This window comes from Leifsonia sp. 10L418 (assembly GCF_056395445.1).
In genome coordinates this window covers 664866-688449 of the sequence record NZ_JBFTJN010000002.1, presented here as the reverse complement: position 1 = coordinate 688449, position 23584 = coordinate 664866, and the positions used below count along the sequence as shown (strand labels likewise).

At 66.3% G+C, this 23584-nt stretch carries 25 protein-coding genes; 12 read left to right on the top strand and 13 right to left on the bottom strand.

Annotation, left to right across the window (positions count from 1 at the left end):
• Window positions 1-82: 82 nt before the first annotated feature.
• From AC1DCF_RS06590 to AC1DCF_RS06580, 3 genes are all read right to left on the bottom strand, one after another.
• On the bottom strand, window positions 83-1465 hold the full coding sequence (locus tag AC1DCF_RS06590) for an FAD-dependent oxidoreductase (RefSeq protein WP_477210550.1): 1383 nt from the start codon (window positions 1463-1465) through the stop codon (window positions 83-85).
• Window positions 1466-1544: 79 nt separating this feature from the next.
• Window positions 1545-2627 (bottom strand): polyprenyl synthetase family protein, encoded by a 1083-nt coding sequence (locus tag AC1DCF_RS06585; protein ID WP_441789547.1) that lies wholly within the window; start codon window positions 2625-2627, stop codon window positions 1545-1547.
• 30 nt (window positions 2628-2657) lie between these two features.
• Window positions 2658-3347: a class I SAM-dependent methyltransferase gene (locus tag AC1DCF_RS06580; protein WP_441789642.1), complete on the bottom strand. Its 690-nt coding sequence runs from the start codon at window positions 3345-3347 to the stop codon at window positions 2658-2660.
• A gap of 117 nt (window positions 3348-3464) precedes the next feature.
• On the opposite strand from AC1DCF_RS06580, the gene AC1DCF_RS06575 reads away from it, so the two are divergent.
• Window positions 3465-4697 carry an isochorismate synthase gene (locus AC1DCF_RS06575; protein WP_441789546.1) on the top strand — a complete coding sequence of 411 codons (1233 nt, stop codon included), beginning with the start codon at window positions 3465-3467 and terminating at the stop codon, window positions 4695-4697.
• 64 nt (window positions 4698-4761) lie between these two features.
• Here AC1DCF_RS06575 and AC1DCF_RS06570 read toward each other — a convergent pair whose 3' ends face one another.
• The 4 genes from AC1DCF_RS06570 to AC1DCF_RS06555 form a co-directional block, all read right to left on the bottom strand.
• Window positions 4762-5679: a hypothetical protein gene (locus AC1DCF_RS06570; protein ID WP_477210322.1), complete on the bottom strand. Its 918-nt coding sequence runs from the start codon at window positions 5677-5679 to the stop codon at window positions 4762-4764.
• Between the two features lie 44 nt (window positions 5680-5723).
• A complete protein-coding gene (locus AC1DCF_RS06565) occupies window positions 5724-6515 on the bottom strand; it encodes a PPK2 family polyphosphate kinase (protein WP_477210549.1) in 792 nt (263 codons plus the stop codon).
• A gap of 247 nt (window positions 6516-6762) precedes the next feature.
• A complete protein-coding gene (locus AC1DCF_RS06560; RefSeq protein WP_477210321.1) occupies window positions 6763-7224 on the bottom strand; it encodes a pyrimidine dimer DNA glycosylase/endonuclease V in 462 nt (153 codons plus the stop codon).
• A gap of 19 nt (window positions 7225-7243) precedes the next feature.
• Window positions 7244-7801, bottom strand: a complete 558-nt coding sequence (locus AC1DCF_RS06555; protein WP_477210320.1) for a MarR family winged helix-turn-helix transcriptional regulator — start codon at window positions 7799-7801, stop codon at window positions 7244-7246.
• Between the two features lie 59 nt (window positions 7802-7860).
• Between AC1DCF_RS06555 and idi the strand changes: the two genes are divergently transcribed.
• Genes idi through AC1DCF_RS06520 form a run of 7 tightly spaced genes read left to right on the top strand, consistent with a single transcriptional unit; the run spans window position 7861 to window position 13469 of the window.
• Complete coding sequence (gene idi / locus AC1DCF_RS06550) at window positions 7861-8400, top strand: isopentenyl-diphosphate Delta-isomerase (RefSeq protein WP_477210319.1); 540 nt, start codon at window positions 7861-7863, stop codon at window positions 8398-8400.
• Window positions 8393-9439 carry a polyprenyl synthetase family protein gene (locus AC1DCF_RS06545; RefSeq protein ID WP_477210318.1) on the top strand — a complete coding sequence of 349 codons (1047 nt, stop codon included), beginning with the start codon at window positions 8393-8395 and terminating at the stop codon, window positions 9437-9439. The genes idi and AC1DCF_RS06545 overlap by 8 nt, the downstream gene beginning before the upstream one ends.
• Entirely contained in the window at window positions 9436-10353 is a 918-nt protein-coding gene (locus AC1DCF_RS06540; protein ID WP_477210317.1) for a phytoene/squalene synthase family protein, read from the top strand. The genes AC1DCF_RS06545 and AC1DCF_RS06540 overlap by 4 nt, the downstream gene beginning before the upstream one ends.
• On the top strand, window positions 10350-11942 hold the full coding sequence (crtI, locus tag AC1DCF_RS06535) for a phytoene desaturase family protein (RefSeq protein ID WP_477210316.1): 1593 nt from the start codon (window positions 10350-10352) through the stop codon (window positions 11940-11942). Before AC1DCF_RS06540 ends, crtI begins: the two co-directional genes overlap by 4 nt.
• Complete coding sequence (locus AC1DCF_RS06530) at window positions 11939-12262, top strand: lycopene cyclase domain-containing protein (RefSeq protein WP_477210315.1); 324 nt, start codon at window positions 11939-11941, stop codon at window positions 12260-12262. Before crtI ends, AC1DCF_RS06530 begins: the two co-directional genes overlap by 4 nt.
• Complete coding sequence (locus AC1DCF_RS06525; protein ID WP_477210314.1) at window positions 12259-12573, top strand: lycopene cyclase domain-containing protein; 315 nt, start codon at window positions 12259-12261, stop codon at window positions 12571-12573. The genes AC1DCF_RS06530 and AC1DCF_RS06525 overlap by 4 nt, the downstream gene beginning before the upstream one ends.
• A complete protein-coding gene (locus AC1DCF_RS06520; RefSeq protein WP_477210313.1) occupies window positions 12570-13469 on the top strand; it encodes a prenyltransferase in 900 nt (299 codons plus the stop codon). Before AC1DCF_RS06525 ends, AC1DCF_RS06520 begins: the two co-directional genes overlap by 4 nt.
• Window positions 13470-13544: 75 nt before the next feature.
• Here the strand turns inward: AC1DCF_RS06520 and menD are convergent, their stop codons facing one another.
• Together menD and AC1DCF_RS06510 are read right to left on the bottom strand one after the other, a co-directional pair.
• Window positions 13545-15371, bottom strand: coding sequence for a 2-succinyl-5-enolpyruvyl-6-hydroxy-3-cyclohexene-1-carboxylic-acid synthase (gene menD, locus AC1DCF_RS06515; RefSeq protein WP_477210312.1), 1827 nt, complete (start codon window positions 15369-15371; stop codon window positions 13545-13547).
• 6 nt (window positions 15372-15377) lie between these two features.
• Complete coding sequence (locus tag AC1DCF_RS06510) at window positions 15378-15836, bottom strand: PLD nuclease N-terminal domain-containing protein (protein ID WP_477210311.1); 459 nt, start codon at window positions 15834-15836, stop codon at window positions 15378-15380.
• A gap of 72 nt (window positions 15837-15908) precedes the next feature.
• On the opposite strand from AC1DCF_RS06510, the gene AC1DCF_RS06505 reads away from it, so the two are divergent.
• Window positions 15909-16232, top strand: a complete 324-nt coding sequence (locus tag AC1DCF_RS06505; RefSeq protein ID WP_441789533.1) for a DUF4229 domain-containing protein — start codon at window positions 15909-15911, stop codon at window positions 16230-16232.
• Here AC1DCF_RS06505 and AC1DCF_RS06500 read toward each other — a convergent pair.
• The 3 genes from AC1DCF_RS06500 to AC1DCF_RS06490 all read right to left on the bottom strand — a co-directional run bounded on the left by AC1DCF_RS06500 (window position 16206) and on the right by AC1DCF_RS06490 (window position 19557).
• Window positions 16206-17210: a 1,4-dihydroxy-2-naphthoate polyprenyltransferase gene (locus AC1DCF_RS06500; RefSeq protein ID WP_477210310.1), complete on the bottom strand. Its 1005-nt coding sequence runs from the start codon at window positions 17208-17210 to the stop codon at window positions 16206-16208. The genes AC1DCF_RS06505 and AC1DCF_RS06500 overlap by 27 nt on opposite strands.
• A gap of 139 nt (window positions 17211-17349) precedes the next feature.
• Window positions 17350-18540, bottom strand: coding sequence for an AMP-binding protein (locus AC1DCF_RS06495; protein ID WP_477210309.1), 1191 nt, complete (start codon window positions 18538-18540; stop codon window positions 17350-17352).
• A 105-nt stretch (window positions 18541-18645) separates the two neighbouring features.
• The gene (locus tag AC1DCF_RS06490) at window positions 18646-19557 is read right to left on the bottom strand and encodes a 1,4-dihydroxy-2-naphthoyl-CoA synthase (RefSeq protein ID WP_441789530.1); all 912 of its coding nucleotides are present in this window, start codon (window positions 19555-19557) and stop codon (window positions 18646-18648) included.
• A 319-nt stretch (window positions 19558-19876) separates the two neighbouring features.
• On the opposite strand from AC1DCF_RS06490, the gene AC1DCF_RS06485 reads away from it, so the two are divergent.
• The 3 genes from AC1DCF_RS06485 (at window position 19877) to AC1DCF_RS06475 (ending at window position 22496) form a co-directional block, all read left to right on the top strand.
• Complete coding sequence (locus AC1DCF_RS06485) at window positions 19877-21019, top strand: sigma-70 family RNA polymerase sigma factor (protein ID WP_477210308.1); 1143 nt, start codon at window positions 19877-19879, stop codon at window positions 21017-21019.
• A 70-nt stretch (window positions 21020-21089) separates the two neighbouring features.
• Complete coding sequence (locus tag AC1DCF_RS06480) at window positions 21090-21410, top strand: DUF7882 family protein (protein WP_441789528.1); 321 nt, start codon at window positions 21090-21092, stop codon at window positions 21408-21410.
• A 105-nt stretch (window positions 21411-21515) separates the two neighbouring features.
• Window positions 21516-22496, top strand: coding sequence for an o-succinylbenzoate synthase (locus tag AC1DCF_RS06475; RefSeq protein ID WP_477210307.1), 981 nt, complete (start codon window positions 21516-21518; stop codon window positions 22494-22496).
• Between the two features lie 100 nt (window positions 22497-22596).
• Here AC1DCF_RS06475 and ccsB read toward each other — a convergent pair whose 3' ends face one another.
• Window positions 22597-23553, bottom strand: coding sequence for a c-type cytochrome biogenesis protein CcsB (gene ccsB, locus AC1DCF_RS06470; RefSeq protein ID WP_441789640.1), 957 nt, complete (start codon window positions 23551-23553; stop codon window positions 22597-22599).
• Window positions 23554-23584: the final 31 nt, after the last annotated feature.

Sequence of the window (23584 nt, the reverse complement as noted above, 5' to 3'; positions counted from 1 at the left end):
CGTCACGGTCGCCAAACCGTCTCGAATGACGAGTTTTCGCGAACGAAAATGGTGATTCGCCACGGCTCGGCGCCTGCAAAAACTACTCCTTGCGGGAGACACTCACCATTTCGTCACGCGGCACGACCTTGATGCGCGTGCGGCCCTCTGCCTCGCCCAGCGCCAGCTCGTGCTGGTCGAGATTGTGCCAGCCGTCGAGGTTCGTGTACGCGATGCCGCGCTCGTCGAGCATCGCCGTCACGCTCTCTTCAGACGGAGATTCCGGGGTCCACCAATTGCCGAGATCGTTGATCAGGTGACGCACGGTCTCCATCGCGTCAGACTTCGTGTGCCCGATCAGACCGACCGGTCCGCGCTTGATCCAGCCGGTCGCGTAGACGCCGTACATCTGCTCGTTGGCTCCGACCGAGCCAGAGCTCGGGTCGCCCTTGTGCAGCACCTGGCCCTCGCGGTTCGGGATGACGCCCCGCTTCTTGTCGAAGGGGATGTCCAGCAGCGGCGAACCGAAGTAGCCGACGGCCCGGTAGACGGCCTGGATCGGCAGCTCACGAATCTCGCCGGTTCCGACGACTCCCCCTTCGCCGTCGGGCGCGGTGCGCTCGAACCGGATCGCGCCCACGTGGCCGTTGCCGTCATCGACGATCTCGAGGGGCTTGGAGAAGAAGTGCAGGTGAAGTCGACGGCTGGCCTCGCCGGTCTCGCGCTGGCGCCACTGGTTCAGCACCTTGTCCATCACGAAGACCTGCTTATTGCTCGACACCGCGGCACGGGCCGCGTCGTCGTACTCGAAATCCTCGTCATAGACGATCATGTCGACATCGCGCAGCTCGCCGAGCTCGCGCAATTCGAGTGGGGTGAACTTCACCGACGTCGGGCCGCGGCGACCGAAGATGTGCACATCGGTGACCGGGGATGCCTTGAGGCCCGCGTAAACATTGGCCGGGATCTCGGTGACCAGCAGGTCCTCGGCGTGCTTGGCCAGGATGCGCGCGACATCCAGTGCCACGTTGCCGTTGCCGATGACCGCCACCTCTTTCGCCTCCAGCGGCCAGGTGCGCGGAAAGTCGGGGTGCCCGTCGAACCAGCTGACGAACTCGGCGGCGCCGTAGGAGCCCTCCAGTTCGATGCCGGGGATGTTCAGGTCGGCGTCGCGCACCGCGCCGGTGGCGAAGATCACCGCGTTGTAGTGCCGCTTGAGGTCGTCGAGCGTGATGTCGGTGCCGTAGTGCACATTGCCGAAGAGACGGATGTCGCCACGGTCGAGCACGTCGCGCAGCGCGTTGATGATGCCCTTGATGCGGGGGTGGTCCGGCGCAACGCCGTAACGCACCAGGCCGTACGGGGCCGGCAGGTGGTCGAACAGGTCGATCGAGACGTCGAAGTTTCGTTCCGCCTTGAGCAGGATGTCGGCGGCGTAGATGCCGGCCGGGCCTGCTCCGACAATGGCCAATCGCAACTTGGTCATGGGAACCTTCCTTGCAGGGTCGACCACCGGGTCGAGCTCCTGGTCGATTTCTAGAATAGTCATCGTGTTCCTGCCGGGATCAGCTTGAACGCTCGACGATTGTCTCGGCGAACTTGGTGAGTGCCTTCTTGACTGAACCGCGGGGCAGCGGCTCGAGAGCCTCGACGGCTTCCCGCGCCCACTGGTGCGCTTCCGCCAGGGTCTGGTGGGTGACATCGTGGTCGCGCAGCGCCGCGATGGCGGCGTCGGCGACCGGGGTCGGCTCGCCGGGTGCGGTGGTCGACGGGGCCATCACGTCGCGTTCGAGACGCTCGAGCAACTCGGCGGCCGAAGCATCCGTGGCCTGTCGTTCCCGGAGGCGCAGCAGAGGCAGCGTCGAGACGCCGGCCCGCAAATCGGTGCCGGGCACCTTGCCGGTCTCTTCCGGTTGCGGCGACAGGTCGATCACATCGTCGATGAGCTGGAAGGCGACGCCGATCTTCTCGCCGAACTCGACAACGGGCCCCTCGAATTCGTCGGGCGCATCCGAAAACACAATGCCGGCCTGCGCCGCGGCGGCGATCAGCGAGCCGGTCTTGTCGGAGAGCACCTGAATGTAGTGCTGCACCGGGTCTTCGCCCGCGCGGGGGCCGACGGTCTCGTGCAGCTGACCCATCACGAGACGCTCGAACGTGTCGGCCTGCAGACGGATGGCGCGCTCCCCGAGACGGGCCATCAGCTGACTTGCTCGCGCGAACAGCAGGTCGCCGGTAAGAATCGCGACTGAGTTACCCCACACGGTCTGTGCGCTCGGCACACCGCGGCGCTTGTCGGCGTCGTCCATCACGTCATCGTGGTAGAGCGAGGCCAGGTGGGTGACCTCGATCGCGGCGGCGGCGGTCACGACCTCGGGCACCGACCCACTGCCGAGGTGAGCGGTGAGCAGGGCGAGCATCGGGCGCACGCGCTTGCCACCCGCATTCAGCAGGTAGCGGCCGGTGACGTTCGCAATCTCATCGGCGAAAACGACCTCGGCGAGAAGGCTCGCCTCGACCTGGTCGAGCCCGGTGTCGATGGCCGCGGCGAGGCCGCGGTCGGCCGCGGTCGAGAAGATGCGGTCGCTCAGACCCAACTGCGAAGCCACCGAGGAGCTGCGACGGACGACGGGGGCGCTCGGTTTCACTGTCTGCCTAACGGTTGGAACTGAAAAGGTTCAGGATGCCTGGTCGGGTGTGCTCGGGGCGGCGACCGGCTTGACACCGCGATGCAGTGCCACGATGCCGAGCGTCAGATTGCGGTAGGCCACATTGCTGTAACCCGCTTCCCGCAACCATGCACTCAACGTGGGCTGGTTCGGCCAAGCCTCAATGGACTCGCCGAGGTAGTCGTAGGCGACGGCATTCGACGAGGCAAGCTTCACGATCTTCGGCATCACGTGCTCGAGGTAGGCGAAGTAGGCCAGGCGGATCGGTTTCAGCGGCGGTGTCGAGAACTCGCAAATGACCACGCGTCCGCCGGGCTTGGTCACCCGGTAGAACTCGGCCAGCGCCTTTTTCGGTTCGACCACGTTGCGCAGGCCGAATGAAATCGTGACGGCGTCGAACTCGCCGTCCTCGAACGGCAGCGCCGTCGCATCCGCCTGCACGAACTCGATGTTCGGGTTGTCTGCGTGACGCGCGCGGCCAACCGCAATCATGCCTTCGGAAAAATCGGCGGCCACGATGTGCGCACCCGACTTCGCCAGCGCCGCACTCGCCGTACCGGTTCCGGCTGCGATATCGAGAATTCGCTGACCCGCGCGGGGCGCAACAGCCTTCGTCGTCGAGATGCGCCAGAGCGCCGCGTTGCCCATCGAGAGCACTGTGTTCGTGCGGTCGTAGTTCGTGGAGACCTCATCGAACATGGCGGCGACTTCTGCCGGTTGCTTGCCCAGGTCTGCTCTGTTCACTCCCCCAGTCTAATTGGGCGGGGCGCGACTGGCAGAACGAGGGTAAAGCGACCCGAGGCGTAGGCTGAACGGGTGAATGTGCAGGCCCTGACGGTTGAAACCACCCCCATCTCCGACATCAGCCAACTCATTCTTCTCTTAGACCGGCACGAGCCGTTGCTCTGGATGCGCCGCGGCCAGGGGTTGGCCGGCATCGGTACCGCACTCCGGCTCGAGTTCTCCGGGGCCACGCGCATGACCGACGCAGCCGTCGCCTGGCGCGACGTCGTCGCCGCGGCGACCGTGACCGACCCGTTGGCGCGCACCGGAACCGGCCTGCTCGCCTTCGGTGCGTTCGCCTTCGACGCGTCGTCCGCCGAGAAGAGTGTGCTGATCGTGCCATCGGTGATCGTCGGTCGGGAAGACGGCCAGTGCTGGGTCACCCGCATCTGGGCGACCGGCGAAACGCCGCCGGAGATCCCGTTGGAGCTGCATCCGCTCGGCCCGGAATACCGGCTGTCGCTGTTGCCGGGCGCGCTCACCCCCGCCGGCTACCGCGAGGCCGTGTCAGAGGGCATTCGTCGCATTGCCGCCCATGACCTCAGCAAGGTGGTCGTCGCACGTGATCTGGTCGGGCGTTTGCCTGCCGAATCCGATGTGCGCCGCTCGATCTCGGAGCTGGCCCTCGGCTACCCCGACTGCTGGACCTACGCCGTCGACGGACTCGTCGGCTCAAGTCCCGAAACCCTGATTCGCGCCGACCACGGCGAGGTCAACGCCCGCGTGCTGGCCGGAACGATGTCTCGCGGAACCGATGCCGCCGCCGACACCGCCGCCGCCCTCGCGCTGGCCACCTCCCCCAAAGACGGCGACGAGCACGAGTTCGCCGTGCAGAGTGTGCTGGCCTCGCTGCGCCCGCACACCTCGCACATCACCACGAGCGAGATTCCGTTCACCCTCAAGCTGCCGAACCTGTGGCATCTGGCGACGGATGTCGAGGGCACGCTGAGCGACGGGTCGAACTCGCTCGACCTGATCGCGGCGCTGCACCCGACCGCCGCCGTCGCGGGAACGCCGACCGACAAGGCACTTGCCCTGATTCGCGAGGTCGAGCCGTTCGACCGCGGCCGCTACGCCGGACCGGTCGGCTGGGTCGGCGCCGATGGCGACGGTGAGTGGGCCATCGCACTGCGCTGCGCCCAGGTCAGCCCTACCGGCGATGTCACCGCCTATGCCGGTTGCGGCATCGTGCTCGACTCCGACCCGGAGCGTGAGCTCGCCGAGACCCGCATGAAGTTCCGTCCGATCGTTGAGGCGTTCGGCTAACGAGCACCTCGGCCTCTCGCCTCTCGGCCTCACGGTATGGCCGGGATGCACGGGATGCTGCGGGTTAGTTCCAGGTCCAGCTCGAGATCAGCTGAGCGAGGATCAGGTCGTCGTCGACGGTCTCGCCGGCTTCGTCGGGGAGCACCACCGTGACCACAAAGTACTGCACCGGGCCGTTGGCGCTTTGGTAGACATCCGGCGCCCGCGCAGTGATCACCGCTTCAAGGTCGGTGAACTCGGTGTCGCTGTCGAGCCGGGTGAGGTTCGCGGGAACCCCATCGAGCATGATCGGCTCAAGCAACGACTCAACAACACCCATCGAGGGCAGGTAGTCGAGACTCAACTCCTGAACCATCCCCTCGACGGTGTCGTCGGGTGCCATCGCGTCCGACGTTTCGATGCGGAGTGGCTCGACCTCGATGGTGCCGAAAATGGCGCCGGTGCCGGTGCTCAGCACCTCGCCGTCGGGGGTGAGTTCACCCCAGACCTCGAGGCGGCTGGCGCAGGCGGCAACATCCGTTTCGGGCAGGTCGTTGAGGTAGCTGGCCGGGACCTCGAAGCTATAGCAGGGCGTTTCCACGGTCTGCGCCCCGAGAGCAACGGCCCCACGGTCGAGCCCCGCGTTCAGCCCTGCGGCGAATTGCGACGCGGAACCACTGACAAAGAAGCCGAAAACAAGGATCGCCACGATGTTCGTCATGGTGGCGATCGCCGAGAGAACCAGGCCGATCACCCCGAACGTGCGACCCGTTTTCGTGCGGATCGCCAGGATGCCGAGCACGATTCCGGCCAAGCCCAGCAGTAGGCCAAGACCGACGAGCCAGCCCAGCAGAAATGCGGTGCCACCGACGACGAGCGCGGCGATGGCCAGACCGCCGACCGGCGGTTTCGCCGCGGGATGCGGCGGCTGGGATCCGAACTGAGCCGGTGGCTGAGCGGGGTATGGCGGCTGGGGGAACTCGGACTGACCTGTCTGCGACATGCTTGCAGCCTATCGGTGGGGCTCGGCCGGGCCCCAGGTGAGGGTCAGGATGCCGCGAGTCGAGCCTTCTCGACCTCGACGTCGTAGGTCGCGGCCGGCCAGTCCAGGTTCATGCGAGTCAGAGTGTCAATGAGCAGGTGCTGCACGGCGAGGCGCGCGTACCACTTCTTGTCGGCCGGGATCACGAACCAGGGCGCGGCGTCGGTGTGCGTGCGCTCGAACACGACCTGGTAGGCCTCCTGGTAGTCCGGCCAGAGCATCCGTTCGTCGACATCGCCGGGGTTGTACTTCCAGTGCTTGTCGGCCCGATCCAGCCGCTTGGCGAGGCGCACCTTCTGCTCATCGAAACCGAGGTGAAGCATCACCTTGATCACCGTCGTGTCGTCGTCTACGAGCTCCTGCTCGAACTCGTTGATCTGTTCGTACCGCTGGTCGATCTCAGCAGGCGGGGCGAGCTGACGAACGCGGCCGATGAGAACATCCTCGTAGTGCGACCGGTCGAAGACGCCAATCAGACCGGCCCCTGGCACGCGCTTGCGGATGCGCCAGAGAAAGTCGTGAGTGAGTTCGGCGCGCGTCGGCGCCTTGAACGCGACGAGGCCGATGCCCTGAGGGTCAACGGCACCGACGACATGCCGCACGATGCCGCCCTTGCCGGCCGTGTCCATGGCTTGCAACACGAGCAAGAGTTTGCGCGTGTCACCCGATCGGCTGTTGGCGAAGAATTTCTCCTGCAGCTCGGAGAGCACGGTCGCCCCCTCGGCGAGCGCCGCCGCTGCAGCCTTCTTGTCGCCGGCGAAGCCGGGCGTTGCGTCGGTCCGCTGGCTCGCGAGCATGAATCCCGGCCCGATGCGGAGTGCATTCAGCGGGTCCTCGCCCCAGAACGTCTCGCCCGGCGTCGTCGGCTGCTCCGACTTCGCCGACTTCTCGTGCTTCGCCGGTTTCTTGTTCAGCGACTGCTTCGACGACGGCGACTTCTTACTCTGCTTCGACTTACTCTGCTTCGACACAGCGCCTCTTTTCGTTGCAGGTCATTCTGCCGGTTGGTGCCGCCCCGCACCAGGGGTCACCGGCGCCGTAGGCCTATGGGGCGACGCGTTCCCACGACGCGATCGGTCCGTCAACGACTCGGAAGAGCGGATGCGGCTGTGGGGCGTCAAGGCCGGCCCACCGTTCTGCCACCTCGGGACTGCGCCTCTCGAGCTTGGCCAGAAGGTGCGCCCATTCGTAGGCCAGCTGACCGGTGGTGACGACGAGCGCCCCGGCGCCACCCGGGCCGCTGTGCGAGCCCGCGGTCGCCGTTCCGGTGATCTTTTCGCGAGCGAAGTGGTAGCCGCGGGAATCGGCTTCATCCACGATCCCGGTCAAGAAGCCGGCGATCGCATCGATCGGCACCGGCTGCTCGCGAAAGCGCTCGAGCTGCGGATGATTGCTGTAGCCGCGGCCCGGAGCTCCCAGCACGGCCTGCGCCAGCAGTGCCTCCCGCCACGCGGCGGTCAGGGCTTGCCGGTCGAAGTACCGCGGGTGCACCGACCAGAGCCTCATCGCAACGCGCCCTCCGACATCACTGCACGATCCGATGGCGGCGGAGCACCGGGCGCCGGGTCGCTTTCGGCCCATCGTCCGGCACCTGCACTGACGAACACATGGCATCGAGAAACCTGATGATGGCGTGCTGCTCGCCGGGCGAAAAATCCTGGGCAACGCTGAGCATCCGTTCGTGCATGGCTCCGAGGGTCTTGCGCACTTCGTCTTGGGCATCGGGGGTGGCAAAGAGAAGTTGGGCGCGGCGGTCAGTCGGATGCGATTCACGACGGATGTGCCCGGATTTCACCAGCCGGGCAAGCAGTTTTGCCGTTGCCGCGGTTGAGATTTCGAGCGCAACCGCGAGCTCTTTCGGTCCGACGGTGTCCCCGCGGCCTTCGGCTGAGATCAGGTAGCGCAGAGCCAGCAGATCGGTCTCGTTCATGTCCATCTCCGACTGCGTGCGGTGCCGCATCGCGGTGTCGGCTGCTTTGAATCGGCGCAGTGACTGCAAAACAAGAATGGCCCGCGACACGTCGTCGGTGTCGTCCTCAAACCAATACGACCCCGATGTGTGTGGAGTCTCCCGTTGCGTCATGCCACCATGCTAACGTTTAGTTAGCTAACTTGGTTAGATAGTTTTGGAAGGAGGAAGACATGAGCCTCGCGACCCTGCAGCACGACCTCGTGATCCTCGTCGACGACGGGGGCCGCCCGGTCGGTGTCACCGAGAAGAACACCGTCCACACCGTCGACACCCCGCTGCATCTCGCCTTCTCCTGCTATGTCTTCAATCCGCGTGGAGAAGTGCTGATCACCCGCCGCGCCTTGTCGAAGGCAACCTGGCCGGGCGTCTGGACCAACTCGCTCTGCGGGCATCCGCGCCCCGAAGAAGATCCCGAGGAGGCGGTCAGGCGCCGGGCACAGCTCGAACTCGGGCTCGACATTGACCAACTGGAAGTGGTGCTGCCGCGGTTCCGATACCGGGCCACCGACGCCAGCGGCATCGTCGAGAACGAGCTGTGCCCGGTCTACCGCGCCACGACGACCGCTTCACCCCTGCCGAACCCGGATGAGGTGATGGAGTTCGCCTGGGTGGACTCGAACGCACTGCACCGGGCCGTGCAGGATGCCCCCTGGGCGTTCAGCCCGTGGATGGTCCTGCAGCTGCGCGAGATGGAGGCCCAGAATGACTGAGCTCATCACGGCCGGCGTCGAAACTGAAATCCAGCGCTACCTCGCCACGGCTCGCCTGCGGGCAAGCGACTACGGCGAGCACTACGTTGCCCTCTGGGATGCCCTCGCCCGGGCGTCGAGCGGAGGCAAACGCGGACGCCCGGCACTCGTGCTCGCCGCCTATTCCGGCTTCGGCGGGAGCGATCTCCAATTGGCCCTGCCGGTTGCCGTCAGCTTCGAACTGCTGCACACGGCATTCATCATCCACGACGACGTGATCGACCGGGACCTCACCCGACGGGGATCGCCGAACGTCGCCGGCGAATTCACCCTGCGCGCCCTCCACCACGGCGCCACAGCCGATCAGGCCGGGGTGTGGGCGACCACCGCCGCAATTCTCGCCGGCGACCTGGCGCTCAGCGAGGCTCATCGGGCTGTTGCCACCTTGCCGGTCGCCCCGCGCATCCGTGGTCGCCTGCTCGACCTGCTCGATCGGGCCGTCTTCGTCACCGCCGCCGGAGAACTGGCGGATGTCACGAACACCGCCCAGCGGGCTCCGGTCACGCTGACCGACGTGCTCACCACCCTCGAACGCAAGACGGCGTTGTATTCGTTCGAGGCGCCGCTTCAGGCGGGAGCTCTTCTCGCCGGGGCCCCGCCCAGCGCACTCGACGTGCTCGGCCAATTCGGTCGCCTCATCGGTGTCGCCTTCCAGCTCGCCGACGACGTTCTCGGAGTGTTCGGCGACCCCACCGTCACCGGAAAAAGCGCGCTCTCCGACCTGCGCGAGGGCAAACTCACGGCCTTGATCGCCTACGCCCAGACGACCGCTGCCTGGCCGGCGATCTCCCCCTTCATCGGCACCGGCACGACGACCGACGAGGAAGCCGAGCTGGTGCGCGCCCACCTGCGTGCCTGCGGAGCGGTGCAGGCCGTCGATGAGCTCGCCTACGACCACCTTCGACGGGCCATCGATGTGCTCGACTCCCCCGACATACCGTCGGCACTGCGCGAGACCTTGATCGGCCTGACTGAGAGCGCAACGGATCGACAACGATGACCAAGCAACGCACCATCGGGCAGACAGATGCCCGCCAGCAGCAGACGACGAGTCTCTCGACCTATAACGCCGCGGCGCAGGCCAGCTCCGCTGTGATCATCAGCGAATACTCGACGTCGTTCGGACTTGCCGCCCGACTGCTCGAACCGAGGATGCGCGGCCAGGTGCGCGCCATCTATGCGCTCGTCCGGATCGCCGACGAGCTCGTCGACGGCGCCGCCGCCGGTGCCGGCCTCGACGTCGACGCCCAACGGGAGTTGCTCGACGACCTGGAGACGGAAACGCTCGCTGCCATCGGACGCGGCTTCAGCACGAACCTGGTCGTTCATTCCTTTGCCGTGACCGCACGGGAGACCGGCATCGACGCGAGTCTGGTTCAGCCGTTCTTCGCCTCGATGCGCCGCGACCTCGACATCATCCCCTTCACGAGCGAGACGCTCGCGAGCTACATCTACGGCTCCGCCGAGGTCGTCGGGCTGATGTGTCTGCGCTCGTTTCTGCAGGAGACCAGTCTGAGCACAGCCGAGATGGCGTGCCTCGAGACGGGAGCACGCCGCCTCGGTGCAGCGTTCCAGAAGATCAATTTTCTGCGCGATCTCGCCGAGGACTACGAAACACTCGGGCGCAGCTACTTTCCGGGCATCGACCCGTCAGCGATGAGCGAGGCCGACAAGACTCGGATCCTCGACGACATCGATGCCGACCTGGCCGCGGCCGCGCTCGCGTTGCCGCTGCTTCCGACCGGATGCCGCGGCGCGGTGCGCGCCGCCCACGATCTGTTCGCACGCCTGGCCCGAAAACTGCGCAACACGCCCTGCACCGAGCTCTGCACGACGCGGGTGCGGGTTCCAGACGGCGAGAAGCTGCTGCTCGCCGCCGGCGTGCTCCTCGGCCGCGGGACGAGAATCAAATGACCAGGAAGCCGGCAGCGACACCCCCGCGTCAGCGCGCCATCGTGATCGGCGGCGGCATCGCCGGGCTTGCCAGCGCCGCTCTGCTCGCCAGGGAAGGACATGACGTCACCCTCCTCGAAGCGCAGAACACGCTCGGCGGCCGCGCGGGAGTCTGGGAGTCTGACGGCTTTCGGTTCGACACCGGGCCATCCTGGTATCTCATGCCAGAGGTCTTCGACCATTTCTACAAGCTGCTGGGTACCAACGCCGCGGCCCAACTGCACCTGACCAGACTGGACCCCGGCTACCGGGTCTATTTCGAGTCGGACGTGGCTCCGGTCGACATCGCAGCGGACCGTGCACGCAACATCGCTCTGTTCGAACAGATCGAGCCCGGCGCGGGAGCGGCACTCGACCGCTACCTCGACTCCGCGGCAGATACCTACCGCACCGCGGTCGACCGCTTTCTCTATTCAAGCTTCGAATCGATGAGTCAATTCGCCTCGCGCGCGATTCTGCGTCAGGCGGGCCGACTCAGTCGCCTGCTGGTGCAGCCCCTCGACCGGTTCATCGCCGGGCACGTCAACGATCCGCGGTTGCGTCAGATTCTGGGCTATCCGGCCGTCTTTCTGGGCTCGTCGCCCGACCGGACTCCGGCTCTGTACCATCTGATGAGCCACCTCGACCTGGCCGACGGGGTTCTCTATCCGCAGGGCGGATTCGGAAAAGTCATCGACAGCATCGCCGGGCTCGCCCGAGCCGAGGGCGTCACGATTGTCACCGGCGCCCGGGTCACGGCCGTTCTGACGCGCACCTCCGCGCATCAGGCCGCGGTAGCCACCGGGGTCAGTTATCTCGATGACGCCGGGAGCGTCGTGCGACTCGCTGCCGACAATGTCATCTCCTGCGCAGATCTGCATCACACCGAAACCGAGCTTGTTCCGGCCGCACAGCGCACGTATCCGGAGCGATGGTGGCGGCGACGCGTCTCCGGCCCCGGAGCGGTGCTGGTGATGCTCGGCGTGCGGGGCGAGCTGCCGCAACTGCTGCACCACACCCTGTTCTTCACCTCGGATTGGAAGAAGAACTTCACACGCATCTTCGGCCGCCATCCGTCCGTGCCGAATCCCGCATCCTTCTACGCCTGCATGCCGAGCACGACCGACCCGACCCTGGCACCGCCCGGTGATTCCAACCTGTTTCTTCTTGTTCCCGTCCCGGCCGATCCCGAACTCGGCCATGGCGGCATCGATGGCGGGGGCGCCCCGACGATCGAAGCGATCGCCGATCGGGCCATCGCGCAACTGTCCGAGTGGGCCGGAATTCCCGACCTTGTCGATCGCATTGTTGTGCGGCGCACGATCGGCCCCGCCGATTTCGCCGGCACCCTGAACTCGTGGAAGGGCGGAGCACTCGGCCCGGCGCACACGCTGCGCCAAAGCGCCTTCCTGCGCGGGTCGAACAAGTCGGCGAAAGTCGACGGGCTCTACTACGCCGGCGGCAGCACGATTCCAGGAATCGGACTGCCGATGTGCCTGATCAGCGCCGAGATCCTCCTCAAACGCCTGCGGTCAGACACCAGTCCCTTTCCTCTCCCGGAGCCACAATGAGCATCCTCTACCTGGTCGCTCTCCTCCTCTCGCTCGGCGGAATGATTGTGCTCGACTGGCGGTTTCGGCTGTTCTTCTGGAGAAGCCCCGGCCGTGCAGCCACTGTGCTCGGCATCGGACTCGCGTTCTTTCTCGCCTGGGATCTCGTGGGTATCTGCCTCGGAATCTTCCACCGTGGTGAGACGGCCGTGATGACCGGCGTGCTTCTCGCCCCGGAACTGCCGCTTGAGGAACTGCTCTTTCTGAGCTTCCTCTGCTACCTCACAATGAATCTGATCGGCGGGCTCTCCCAGCTACACAACGTCAGGGGGCGATCATGACGTACCTGCTTCTGAACTCGGTCTTTCTCGCCGTTGCCCTCGCCGTCGCCGTTGTCGCCTTCGCCTCCGGTCGGTTGACGCGGTCGTCGCTGCCCACGATGGGCGCGACCCTGGTCATCGTCGTGGTGCTCACCGCGGTGTTCGACAATGTCATGATCGCCGTCGGCCTGTTCGGCTACGCGCCGGCGCACACCACCGGCCTCCTGATCGGCCTCGCTCCCGTCGAAGATTTCGGGTACCCGCTCGCCGCAGTGCTTCTGCTCCCGTCACTCTGGGCACTTTTCGCACCCCGCGACGAGGTGCTGCAATGACCGAGCTGAAGCGGAGCACACTCGCAACCGCCGGATGGTCGACCCGGCAGGTGCTGCTGTCGTCACGACCGGTGAGTTGGATCAACACCGCCTTCCCCTTCGCTGCCGCCTATCTGCTGACCATCGGGCACGTCGACGCGCTCCTTCTCGTCGGAACAGTCTTCTTTCTAATCCCCTACAACCTGCTGATGTACGGCATCAACGACGTGTTCGACTACGAGTCAGACCTGCGCAACCCGCGCAAGGGCGGCGCAGAAGGAGCGTTGCTCGACCCGCGGCTGCACCGCCTGGTGTTGCGTTCCGGCGTGATCAGCGCCATTCCGTTCCTGGTGGCCATGGTGGTACTGGCCGGCTGGCAGCATCCGTTCGCCTGGTTGGTGCTTGGAGTGAGCCTGTTCGCGGTCGTCGCCTACTCGGTTCCGGGTTTGCGGTTCAAGGAGGTGCCGTTTCTTGACTCGGTCACGTCGAGCACGCATTTTGTGAGCCCGGCGGTGTTCGGCCTGGCGTTGGCGGGCGCCGCAGTCACACCCTCACTTGTCGCCGTGCTGGTGGCCTTCTTCTTCTGGGGAATGGCCAGCCACGCCTTCGGTGCGGTTCAGGATGTCTGCCCCGATCGGGAGGCCGGGATCGGTTCGATCGCAACGGCTCTCGGAGCAGCGCGCACCGTGCAATTCGCGATGCTGCTCTGGACGCTAGCCGGCCTGCTGATGCTGCTCACCGCCTGGCCAGGGCCACTCGCCGCGCTCCTCGCGGTGCCCTACATCGTGACGGCGTTCCCGTGGCGCAGGGTGAGCGACGAGCGCTCCGCCGACGCGAACCGCGGCTGGAAGCGGTTTCTCTGGCTCAACTACTTCAGTGGGTTCGTGGTGACCCTGCTGCTGATCGCACTCTCCTGACCCGCGAATCTGCCGTTGTCGGAGCTTCCCACGCGCTGAGGCTCCGACAACTGCAGTTTCGCGGAAAGGAACTGGCTAACGCGCGAGCGGCACTTCGAGGATGCTCGGCCCAGCTGGCGGCGTCGTCAGCTCGCGTTCCAGGTCGCTGCGGGTTGCCGCTGTGCTGTAGCTCCAGCCGTAGGCCGCGGCGAGCGCGCCGAGATCGACCTGGTGCGGGGTGAACAGCACGCGATCGATACTCGCCGGGTCGGCACTCTCGGCGACCTCGAGGCCGTCGAAAATGGTGCCGCCGCCGTCGTTGCCGACCACGACCTGAATCCGCGGGCGCGGCTCCCCCGGTGCGAGAAGCAGCGAGCCGACGTCATGGAGAAAGGCGAGGTCCCCGAGCAGCAGCCGAGTTGTTCCGCTCGAGCGCGGTTCCGGCCCGCCCTGACTCGCCCGCGCGATGCCGAGCGCGGTGGCGATGGTGCCGTCGATACCGGCCAGCCCTCGATTGGCGTGCACCGAAATCTTTTTGCCCAGTACCCGTTTGTCGGCTTCCCTAATCAGGCGGGAAGCACCGAACACCAGACGGTCGTGCGGCCAGGAGGCACGCCAGATCGCGTCGGCCAGCATCGCCCGGGTCACCGGGGCGCGCATCGCGGCCAGTTCGGCCTTGGTGATTCCGCGTTCGCCGAGGGGGGTGGCATCCTGCTCAGCCTCGGCGACCAGCACGTGCCGGCTGGTCATCACCCAGCGGCCGAGCCACTCGCGGGCGGCGCGGGTCGCGGTGTCTGCGACGGATGCCTCGTCAGCGACGACGGAACCCACCCGCCGGGAGACGCGGTGACCGGGGTTGTACCACTCGTCTTCAGCTGCCGAGACGACGATGGTTTCGACGCCATCGCGCTGAATCAGCGTCGGAATCTCCCGGCTCAGGGTGGGGTGCCCGAACACGATCGCACGTTCGACGAGCCCACCGAAATCCGGACTCTGCAGCAGTTCGCGGTAGGCGACGATGAGGTTCGGACCGAATCGGGCGCCACTCGAGACCTCGGCCAGCAACGGCCAGCCGCCCGAGCGGGCGAACTGCTCGGCTTCCTCGCCCGCGCCATGACCGGCGATGACGACGGTGCGGAGGCCCGGAGAGATCTGCAGCGGGGGCTCGGTCGCCAGTGCGGCGAGTTGCTCATCCACCACTTTGGCCAGGAGAGCGGTCAGCGGGTCGAACGTTGACTCCGGCAGTGCACCCGCCGGCTCAGTCCGGCCGGCGCCGTCGGTCGCATTCGGCGCGTCAGGTGTGCCGGCAGCATCCACCGCATCGAGCGTGAACGCCGACGACAGCGGCTCCCGAAAGGCGAGGTTGAGCTGCACCGGGCCGGGGCCGGCGCCGCGAACGCCGGTCGCGGCATCCATCGCCCGCTGCACGAGCGCAGTAACCTCGACAGCCTGTGCCGCTGGATCCGCATCGCCGGCGCCGGTCTCCGGCGCGGCTACATCTTCGGCCAGCCGCGTCGCCACGCCGAAGATGCCGGGCTGGTGCGTCGTCTGGTTTGAGCGGATGCCGCGGAGCTCGGCCGGTCGATCGGCAGTCAGCACGATGAGCGGCACGCCGGAATGGTGTGCCTCGAGCACGGCCGGATGCAGATTCGCCACCGCGGTGCCCGACGTCGTGACCACAAGCACCGGTCGCCTGCTCTCGACCGCGAGGCCGAGCCCGAGAAAGCCGGCGCCGCGTTCGTCGACGCGCACGTGCAGCCGCACCTGCCCGACGCGCTCGAATTCGGCAGCAGCGAGCGCGAGCGCCTGCGACCGGGATCCGGGGCTGAGCACGACATCCTGCACGCCGAGGCGCACGAATTCGCGAAGCAGAGCCACGCTGAAGATCGTGGCCGGGCTCACGCCCGGTGTTGTCTGATTCACCGGCGCTTAGGCGTCGCGGCGACCCGGCTGTTCGCCGTCGCCCGGGTCGGTGGTCTTCGGAGGAATTCCGGCGGCACCGGCGGATCCGGCCGATCCGTTCGAAGCGGACCCACCCTTCGGCGTGCCGTCGTCGTTCGGATCAGGCTTGTCGAGATCGGCAAGCTCCTGCTCCATCTGACGGATGCGCTGTTCCTGCGTCGCCTGCGCGGCGAGACCCTTCAGAAAGTCGGGGTCGTCATCCGGCGCCATCGACCGCGTCGGCCGGCTGCCGGCGGCGGACCGTCGGCCGCGGCCGACAATGAGCCAGAGCAGCGGGCCGATCACCGGGATGAAGAGGATGACGAAGATCCACACCCAACGCGGCAATCCGCGCACGCGGGAGCGATCGAACATGGCGCAATCCACAACCGTGTAGACGGTCAGGATCACAACCATCAAACCTAGGATGAACCAGACGCGAGCCATACTCTGAGTCTAGGCCGGGTCGGGCCCGAGCGCGGTGATCGTCTGCACAGCTGGGCAACCTAAGCTGGATGCATGAAGTCTGTTCCCGTCTGGGTGTACTACTCCGTTTTGCGCGTGCTGATGTTCGCCGTACCGCTTGGTGTTCTGCTGTCGATGCAGATCAAGTGGTGGATTGCCGCGCTCGTCGCCGCCCTGATCGGGTTCTGCCTGTCGTACATCTTCCTGCGCAAGTCACGCGAGAACATGTCCCGCGAACTCTATGAGGCGCGCCACCGGGACAAGGCCACGGTGGCGACGGATGATGCGTCGGAAGACGCCGCTGTCGACCGCGCGTCGGCCAACACCGCGTCAGCCGACACCGAGCACTCGTCAGAGCGCGAAAGCCGCTCCGAGTAGCAGCCCATACCCCAAGGCGGTGAAACTGGTCAGCTTGAGGGCCAGGATCAGCTCCTGGGATGTCTTCGCCATCACGGTGATCAGGCAAGCCGGAAGCGCCAGCAGCAGCGTGAAGTACGTGAAGAACGCGAGCGGGTAGAACAGCGAGAAGAACGCGACGCCCACGTACGGCAGCAACAGCAGCACGCAGAAACTGATGCGCGAGGCACGGTCGCCGATCAGTACGGCGAGTGTGCGCTTGCCCGCTGCCTTGTCGGGAGTCAGATCGCGCAGGTTGTTCACCATCAACACGGCACAGGCGATCAGGCCGATGCCGACGCCACCGATCAAGCTCTCGATGTTGACGCTGCCGACCTGTACGAGAGTCGTGCCGAGCGTGGCGACGAGGCCGAAGAAGACGAAGACGAACAACTCGCCGAGACCGTAGTAGCCATAGGGCTTCTTGCCGCCGGTGTAGAACCAGGCGGCGGCGATGGCGACAGCGCCGACGGCGAGCAGCCACCACAGCTGGCTGAGAATGACGAGAGTCAGACCGGCAATGGCCGCCAGCCCGAAGAAGGCGAGTGCCACTTTCAAGACGGTCTTCGGATCAGCCGCCCCCGAACCCGTCAGCCGGGCCGGACCGATGCGATACGCGTCAGTGCCGCGGATGCCGTCGGAATAGTCGTTGGCGTAGTTGACGCCGATCTGCAAGAACAGGGCGACGAGCAGCGCGAGCACCGCGCGCACCGGGTGATAGACACCGGGTTCGCTGGCCACGATGGCTGCGCCGGTTCCGATCGCAACGGGTGCGATGGCCAGGGGCAGGGTGCGCAGACGGGCTCCAGAGACCCAGTCGCCGAAGGTGGCGGGGGCGACCTTGGCCGGGTTGCCGCCGGGAGCACCGCTCCGGCGCCCGGGATGCCCCGACCTGCCGTTTCGCTTGGCGGAGTTCGAGTGCTGAGTGTGGGGCCGTGCAGACCCTGATCGATGTGCCACGCACTCATGTTAGTGGCCGCACCTGCTCAGAACCGGCTGCCGAGCGCGCAACTGCGCCGAGCGCATCCTCTCGCCGAGCTTGACACTTCCGGTCGAGACTCCCTGTTGTGCCAGGGAAACTCGACCGGAAGTGTCAAACTCAGCGGATGAGCTCGGCGAGCGCCTGCCGGTCGGGCTTGCCGGAGGAAAGCAGCGGGATCTGCGGCACCGTGAGCAGCCGGGCCGGGCGGGCCGCCCGTCCGAGTTTCTCGCCGACGAGTTCACGGATGCGCGCGAGGGGCACGGCGGACTCCCCAGGTTGCGCCCGAGGCGCCGCAGCATTCAGCGCTGCCGCGACCACCACCACCGGCACCTGACCCCACTCGGCATCGTCGGCAGCCAGCACAACGGCGTCCTCGAAGCCGGGAACTGTGCGCACCAGGCGTTCAACGGCATCGAGCGACACTTTCTCGCCGCCGGAAATGATCACATTGTCGGCGCGGCCGAGCACCCGCACGAGGCCCGTCTCTGGGTCGATCTCGCCGAGATCGCCCGTGCGATACCAGCGCACGCCGCGCTCCTCCACGAACCGTTCGGCCGTGCGCGACGCATCACCCAGGTAGCCGTGCGCGAGCACCGCGCCGCTGATCTCCAGTTCGCCACCCACTACCCGCACCGTCGTATTGCCAATCGGATACCCGTTGTACACGCATCCGCCCGCCGTCTCCGACGATCCGTAGGTGCGCACCAAGCGCAGGTCGAGAAGATCGGCCAGCTCGATCAGTTCGGGCCGGATCGCCTGACCGCCGACCAGGATGCCGGTGAACCGACGCAGCACGGTGAGAAGGCGGAAGTTCGTCTGGGCGGCGCTGAGCAGCCGGGCGAATTGCACCGGAACGAGAGAGGTGAACCGAAGCGGCGCGGTCAACTGCTCGGCGAAGTCGGCGAAGACCTCGGGGTCGAAGTGTCCACTCGGCAGAACGACTGGTGTCGTGCCGGCCGCGATCGACCGCACGAGCACCTGCACACCGGCCACGTAGTGAGCGGGAATGGCCAGCAGCCATTGCCCGTCGCCGCCGAGCGCCACGCTGGTCGCCGCGGCGCTGGCCAGCAAGGCGTCGGTCGTGAGGATCACTCGCTTGGGCGCGGCCGTTGACCCCGACGTTTCGATCACCACGGCGACGGCGCGGGGCACCTCGCCGAGCCCGCTCGTGCCCGCGTCGTCGGTCAGCGCTTCAGCACCCTTCGCCAGGGGCAACACGGCGGGACCGGTGCCGGAGAGCGCAGCCAACACTGCGGCAAGAACCTCGTCCGGCGACTCCGCCGACACCGCACCGAGCGCCCGTGTCATCGTGCCCACATCCCCGCGCCAGTGTCTCGCGCGAAACTGCAATTGTTAGAGCTTCCCGCGCTCTGAGGCTCCGACAACTGCAGTTTCGCGGGCAAGAATCTCACCTCAGTACTGCCAGGGGTACGGCGCCCAGTCGGGGTCACGCTTCTCGAGAAAAGCGTCACGCCCCTCGACGGCCTCATCGGTGCCATAGGCCAGGCGCGTCGCCTCTCCGGCGAACACCTGCTGACCGACCATCCCGTCGTCGACGGCGTTGAACGCGAATTTGAGCATGCGGATGGCGGTGGGCGACTTGGTCAGGATCTCCCTGGCCCAGTCCAGCGCGGTGGCCTCCAGCTCGGCGTGCGGAACGACGGCGTTGACCGCCCCCATCTCATACGCGCGCTGCGCGGAGTATTCCCGGGCGAGGAAGAAGATCTCGCGGGCGAACTTCTGACCGATCTGGCGAGCGAAGTAAGCGCTGCCGTAACCGGCGTCGAAGGAACCGACGTCGGCATCCGTCTGCTTGAATTTGCCGTGCTCCGCGCTGGCGATGCTGAGGTCGCAGACCACGTGCAGGGAGTGCCCGCCGCCGGCCGCCCAACCGGGGATGACGGCCATGACGACCTTGGGCATGAACCGGATGAGGCGCTGCACCTCAAGAATGTGCAGGCGCCCGCCGCGACCGGCGTCGATGCCCGTCGCCTCTGCGCCCTCCGCATATTTGTAGCCGTCGCGGCCACGGATGCGCTGATCGCCACCCGAGCAGAACGCCCAGCCGCCGTCTTTCTGGCTCGGCCCGTTTCCGGTCAGCAGCACCACGCCGATGCGCGGGTTGGTGCGGGCGTTCTCGAGCGCGGCATACAGCTCGTCGACGGTGTGCGGGCGAAACGCGTTGCGCACCTCCGGGCGGTTGAACGCGACGCGGGCGATGCGCCCCGACAGGTCGTGGTGATAGGTCACGTCGGTGAGGTTTTCGAACCCCGCGACGTCATTCCATTGCTCTGGATCGAAGATGTCAGAAACCCGCTCAGTCATGCTGCAAGCCTACGCGGGCGCAGGGGCGTGGCCGGCGGCCACCGCCGGGAAGGCGAACACCCCATCGGCACAGCGACCGTCCAGCGGAGCGACGCAGGGGCGGCTCAGAATTGTCATTCTGAAACCACCCGAACGGGGGTCAAGTCAACCCCCTTGTCGGGAAAATCAGTCGCGGCTGTACTTGAATCTCCGGTTTATTTGGGGAGGTCGCCGTGCATCACATCACTCAGTCGGGTCTTCATTTCGAACGTCATAAATCGTTCACACTGAACACTTTCGGCACCATGACGGGGAGCTTCCCCAGCGAGGCGATGAACGGATGACGACCGTCACTCAGACTCCGAACCGCACGCTGCCCTCAACGGCGACAGCAACGGCGGTCAAGCAGCCAGCGGCCCCGCACCGCTCAGCACAGGCAACTCAGGCCGCATCCGCCACTGCCACCGCAACTCAGGCCGCTCCGCCCGCACCAGCACGAGCGGCATCCCCGACAACTCGAGCACCCGCTGCGACGACCTCGACCCGTCAGACATCCACGTCGTCTGGCCCCCACTACACGCGCGCGTCAACCGATGCATTCGGCGACTACCTGCGCCGGATCGGCAAGGGGCATCTGCTCTCAGCCGAAGAAGAGGTCGAACTCGCCCGACGCATTGAGGTCGGTTTGTTTGCCGCCGAACGCCTGGCCAAGGCCCCCGACGTGATCGCCCCGGAGCAGGCACGCGAGCTGGCCTGGCTCGCGCACGACGGCGAGCGGGCAAAGAACGACTTCATCGAGTCGAACCTGCGCCTTGTCGTGAGTATTGCCAAGCACTACTCCGGTCGCGGGGTGCCCATCATGGATCTCGTGCAAGACGGCAACATCGGACTCGTTCGCGCTGTCGAGAAGTACGACTTCATGACCGGGTTCAAGTTCTCGACCTACGCCACCTGGTGGATCCGCCAGGCCATTCATCGCGGCATGGCCGACAAGTCGCGCATGATTCGCATTCCCGTGCACACGGCGGAGAAACTCAACAAGATCAAGCGCATCCGCCGCGACCTGACCAGCGCACTCGACCGGGAGCCGACCGAGAAGGAGATCGCCGAAGCGGCGCAGATACCGCCGCGCGAAGTCGCCCGGCTGCTGCTCTACGACAATGAACCCATCTCGCTGCATGCCCCCGTGGGCGACGGGGTTGGCGACATCGCCGAGCTGATCATCGACGATGACCTGCCTCAGCCCGATGAGTATGCGACGATCACACTGCGAGCGGCAGACATCGCGTTCTATCTCGAGGCGCTCCCCGCTCGGGAACGGTCCATCCTGCGAGCCCGGTTCGGTCTCGACGGCGACGAGCCGCACACCCTCGACCAGATCGCCCTCGTCGAAGGCGTCACCCGCGAGCGCGTGCGGCAGATCGAAAAGCGGGCGCTTGCCCTCCTCCACGTACCAAGGCTCGAGCGTTACTTGAGGGATTAACACTTTTTGCTCGCGTATTGGCTTCGATACGGCGTAGGGTCTCAGCTACCCGTATCGATGGAGTGACTCAATGGGAAAACTCACCTATGATTCCACGCTGACCGCTGATTTCGACGACCGAGTGCTGGCCCATATCCAGGTCGTCATCGGCGCAAAATTACGCCGGGGCGAGTCGTTCTACTTCAGCTGGCGCGACGAGCCCCAGTCCGGGGAAGGCCGCAGCACCGTCTGGCTGAATCCGGGCATTCCGCTCGCCTTCAAGTACTTCGGCGGGCGGGCACCGTCGCTCAACCGCACCTGGATCGAGGCGCTGATGGTGACAGCGAACTCTTCGGGTGGGTTGCAGATTGTGCCGGAGCCGCCGAACCACAACGGCGACAGCAAGGGCTGAGAGCGGCCGCTGGGCTGTCGCTGCCGACCTGCCTCCAGGCACTGAGCTGGCGAACTGCAGAATATTGCCCGCCTGCCCGGTCACCTGCGGTGCCAGACTGAAAGCATGCTGCCCTCTCTGAACGATCTGCTCGGCACCGCACGCGTCGTCTCTCTGCCGCTGGTGACCCGCTTCCGCGGGATCGATACCCGGGAGGCGCTGCTGCTCGAAGGACCAGAGGGCTGGACCGAGTTCTCGCCCTTCGTCGAATACGACGACGCCGAGTCCGCCGCCTGGCTGTGGGCGGCGATCGAATTCGGCTGGCAGCCGACCCCGGCCGCCCGGCGCGACCGCATTCTGGTCAACGCCACGGTGCCGGCCGTCGAACCGGCGGCGGTTGCCGGCGTGCTCGCCCGCTTTCCGGGATGCCGCACCGCGAAGGTGAAGGTCGCCAGCCCCGGGCAGACTCTGGTGGAGGACGTGGCGCGGGTGCGGGAGGTGCGCACGGTACTCGGCCCGGAAGGGCGCATCCGGATCGACGCCAATGGACTCTGGAATCTCGACGAGGCCGAACATGCGATCCATGCGCTGGCCGAGTTTGACCTCGAGTATGTCGAGCAGCCGTGCGCAAGCATCGACGAACTCGCCGAAATTCGCCGCCGCACCCACTACCTGACCGTGCCGATCGCCGCCGACGAGAGCGTGCGTCGAAGCGACGACCCGTTAGCTGTTGCTCGGGCGGGCGCCGCCGACATCCTGGTGCTGAAGGCTCAGCCGCAGGGAGGCATCCGCGCCGCACTGTCGGTCAGCCAACAGACCGGGCTTCCCATCGTCGTGTCCAGCGCGCTCGACACCTCGGTCGGCATCGCGATGGGCGCCTACCTGGCCGCGGCGTTGCCCGAACTTGAGTTCGACTGCGGGCTCGGTACCGCCTCGCTGCTGGCCGCCGACGTCACCGCATCACCGTTGGTGCCGGTGGACGGCGGTATTCCGGTGCAGCGCGTGGTGCCGGATGCGGCGCTGCTCGACCGCCATGCGGCATCCGCTGAGCGTCGTGACTGGTGGTTGGAGCGGCTGACCCGGGTCTACGAGGTCGTCGCCGACTAGAGGAGGTCGAGCCCGTTTCGGTGGTCGAGCTTGTCGAGACCCAGTGAGTCGATCTCGAGACCAGGTCCCCCGATCTCGACAGGCTCGATCAACGGGCTTTCTACAGCCCCGAGTACGCGTGCAGGCCCTTGAAGAAGACGTTCACGATACCGAAGTTGAACATCACCGCCGAGAAACCGATGATGGCCAGCCATGCCGACCGCGAGCCGCGCCAGCCGCGGGTGGCCCTGGCGTGGATGTAACCGGCATAGATGACCCAGATGATGAAGGTCCAGACTTCCTTGGTGTCCCAACCCCAGTACCGGCCCCAGGCCGCTTCGGCCCAGATCGAGCCGGCCATCAGGGTGAACGTCCAGAGGATGAAGCCGACGATGTTCGTGCGGTAGGAGAGATTCTCCAGCGTCGTCGCCGACGGCAGCGTCGAGAGGAACTTCAGGCCGGCCGGCTTGGCCTCGGCAAGCCGGGCCTCACGACGGGACTGCAGCAGCTGCACGACCGACAGCGCAAAACCGAGCGCGAAGAATCCGGTCCCGAGTGTGGCCACGAACACATGGATCACGAGCCACGCCGACTGCAGCGCCGGCGGCAGCGGCGCGATCTCAACATAGTAATTCAGCGACGCGATCCCGAGGAGCACGAGCACCAGACCGGTGACGAAGGTGCCGAGAAAGCGCAGGTCGACCCGGGTCAAGACAAGCAGGAAGACGCCCATGATGATGAGCGTGCCGGTCATCGCGAACTCGTACATGTTGGCCCACGGAACACGCTCGGCCGCGATTCCGCGCATCACGGTGGCGGCGAGGTGCAGCAACCAGGCGAGCACGGTGAGCGAGACACCGATCCGCAGGCTCTTCGAACGGGCGTACGGCGTCGACGCGTCGTTCTCCATGCGTGCGCTCAGTCGGGTCAGAGTCGCGACGCCGCCTGCTGCGGAGGCCTGCGCCGACGCTGTGCCTGAGGCGGTTGACGCTGCCGCGGCCTCGGCCGCATCCACCGCCGACCCGCGCCGGGCGAGGTCGATCGCAAATGCGATGAAGGCCATCGCGTACACGGCCATGGCCGAGTAGAGGCAGAGCACAGAGAGATCG

Coding starts and splice junctions, on each gene's coding strand:
- AC1DCF_RS06590 (WP_477210550.1), bottom strand. CDS start 1,465: ATGACCAAGTTGCGATTGGCCATTGTCGGAGCAGGCCCGGCCGGCATC.
- AC1DCF_RS06490 (WP_441789530.1), bottom strand. CDS start 19,557: ATGACTGAGCGGGTTTCTGACATCTTCGATCCAGAGCAATGGAATGAC.
- AC1DCF_RS06555 (WP_477210320.1), bottom strand. CDS start 7,801: ATGACGCAACGGGAGACTCCACACACATCGGGGTCGTATTGGTTTGAG.
- crtI (WP_477210316.1), top strand. CDS start 10,350: ATGACCAGGAAGCCGGCAGCGACACCCCCGCGTCAGCGCGCCATCGTG.
- AC1DCF_RS06570 (WP_477210322.1), bottom strand. CDS start 5,679: ATGTCGCAGACAGGTCAGTCCGAGTTCCCCCAGCCGCCATACCCCGCT.
- AC1DCF_RS06540 (WP_477210317.1), top strand. CDS start 9,436: ATGACCAAGCAACGCACCATCGGGCAGACAGATGCCCGCCAGCAGCAG.
- AC1DCF_RS06485 (WP_477210308.1), top strand. CDS start 19,877: ATGACGACCGTCACTCAGACTCCGAACCGCACGCTGCCCTCAACGGCG.
- AC1DCF_RS06495 (WP_477210309.1), bottom strand. CDS start 18,540: ATGACACGGGCGCTCGGTGCGGTGTCGGCGGAGTCGCCGGACGAGGTT.
- AC1DCF_RS06525 (WP_477210314.1), top strand. CDS start 12,259: ATGACGTACCTGCTTCTGAACTCGGTCTTTCTCGCCGTTGCCCTCGCC.
- AC1DCF_RS06580 (WP_441789642.1), bottom strand. CDS start 3,347: ATGTTCGATGAGGTCTCCACGAACTACGACCGCACGAACACAGTGCTC.
- AC1DCF_RS06545 (WP_477210318.1), top strand. CDS start 8,393: ATGACTGAGCTCATCACGGCCGGCGTCGAAACTGAAATCCAGCGCTAC.
- idi (WP_477210319.1), top strand. CDS start 7,861: ATGAGCCTCGCGACCCTGCAGCACGACCTCGTGATCCTCGTCGACGAC.
- AC1DCF_RS06530 (WP_477210315.1), top strand. CDS start 11,939: ATGAGCATCCTCTACCTGGTCGCTCTCCTCCTCTCGCTCGGCGGAATG.
- AC1DCF_RS06520 (WP_477210313.1), top strand. CDS start 12,570: ATGACCGAGCTGAAGCGGAGCACACTCGCAACCGCCGGATGGTCGACC.
- AC1DCF_RS06475 (WP_477210307.1), top strand. CDS start 21,516: ATGCTGCCCTCTCTGAACGATCTGCTCGGCACCGCACGCGTCGTCTCT.
- AC1DCF_RS06505 (WP_441789533.1), top strand. CDS start 15,909: ATGAAGTCTGTTCCCGTCTGGGTGTACTACTCCGTTTTGCGCGTGCTG.
- AC1DCF_RS06565 (WP_477210549.1), bottom strand. CDS start 6,515: ATGCTCGCGAGCCAGCGGACCGACGCAACGCCCGGCTTCGCCGGCGAC.
- AC1DCF_RS06560 (WP_477210321.1), bottom strand. CDS start 7,224: ATGAGGCTCTGGTCGGTGCACCCGCGGTACTTCGACCGGCAAGCCCTG.
- AC1DCF_RS06480 (WP_441789528.1), top strand. CDS start 21,090: ATGGGAAAACTCACCTATGATTCCACGCTGACCGCTGATTTCGACGAC.
- ccsB (WP_441789640.1), bottom strand. CDS start 23,553: ATGGCCGTGTACGCGATGGCCTTCATCGCATTTGCGATCGACCTCGCC.
- AC1DCF_RS06510 (WP_477210311.1), bottom strand. CDS start 15,836: ATGGCTCGCGTCTGGTTCATCCTAGGTTTGATGGTTGTGATCCTGACC.